Annotated in this window: 1 protein-coding gene and 1 pseudogene; both read right to left on the bottom strand. The window is 35.5% G+C overall.

The features are described from left to right. Positions 1–56: 56 nt before the first annotated feature. On the bottom strand, positions 57–293 hold the full coding sequence (locus tag ASV53_RS24175; protein ID WP_141226321.1) for a DUF4325 domain-containing protein: 237 nt from the start codon (positions 291–293) through the stop codon (positions 57–59). Between the two features lie 20 nt (positions 294–313). Next, positions 314–994 (bottom strand): annotated as a pseudogene (locus tag ASV53_RS25675) (hypothetical protein); the annotation flags it as partial.

Here is a 994-nt window from a genome sequence, read left to right as displayed (position 1 = left end):
TCAACGACAATACGGCATAAGCCCTGTATGTCCGTCTCGTGGGCTTGGTTATGTTTTTAAGAGACAGTATATCCATATTTAACCATACCAGCAAATCCTTCCACTAAAAATGAAGAACCATAACCATCAACACCATCATCAAGAATAATAGTCAATTTTTCATTATTATTAAGAGCAAGTAATTTTACTCTCAAACACTCTTCACGGAATTCTTCACCACTTCCAGAACCATCAGAATAAAATCTACCCGCTGGAGTTAGCGAAAAATCCGTACCAATATTTAACATAGCCATAGCAAGCCTTAACATACTCATTACAACACAACACTCCAAATGATAAGTGTACCATAAACAGGACGTTTAAAGTTCACTGTTTTTATCGTAGAAACATCGTTTTTAACTGTGTATTTATACAGTCCTTTTTGACTAATAATAGACAAAGACCCACTACCCAGCTGATCAATAAACACCTGAAAATCCTGAAGCCCTTTTCCACGATCAGTATCATATGTACTAGTCCGATCCATCTCAACAGCTGCACGCAATAGAACTTCATCTTGCCAGCGGTCACTTCCTTTTAGAGGAAGTTTCGAAATATAACTAAGTACTTTTTCGAATATTTCTGAAGCAGGTAGTGATTTGGGAATACCTATTCCTTGGTCATAAAACACAATTTTCATTCGACGAGTCGACTTATTAAAAGATCCTGTTAGATACCAATTCTTGTCACAGCTTTTGTAGTGACCACTATCTGGATAAGCATGGTGAGAGACATTTGTAATAGCTTCAGTCAATCCACTATGTAAAAACGTCCATTTTTTTATTTGTTTCGTGTCTACTAGTTTTAAAAGCGCTTCTTTTAGTGTCCGAGTCTTTTCGCTATCGCCACATTTACCCTTCAAATAATTAACATAGTTAACATCAGGTTCTTTAACATTAATTAACTTTGGTTTTTTTGGCTTATTATCAAATAAATCAAAAAAGCCTAGTTCTGA

Origin of the sequence: Photobacterium sanguinicancri, from assembly GCF_002265265.1 — a bacterium.
GTDB classification, from domain to species: Bacteria; Pseudomonadota; Gammaproteobacteria; order Enterobacterales; family Vibrionaceae; genus Photobacterium; species Photobacterium sanguinicancri.
This window is presented reverse-complemented; position numbering and strand designations above follow the sequence as displayed.

What these genes read in the sequence shown, in the direction of transcription:
- ASV53_RS24175 (WP_141226321.1), bottom strand. Translation starts at nt 293, where the DNA reads ATGGCTATGTTAAATATTGGTACGGATTTTTCGCTAACTCCAGCGGGT.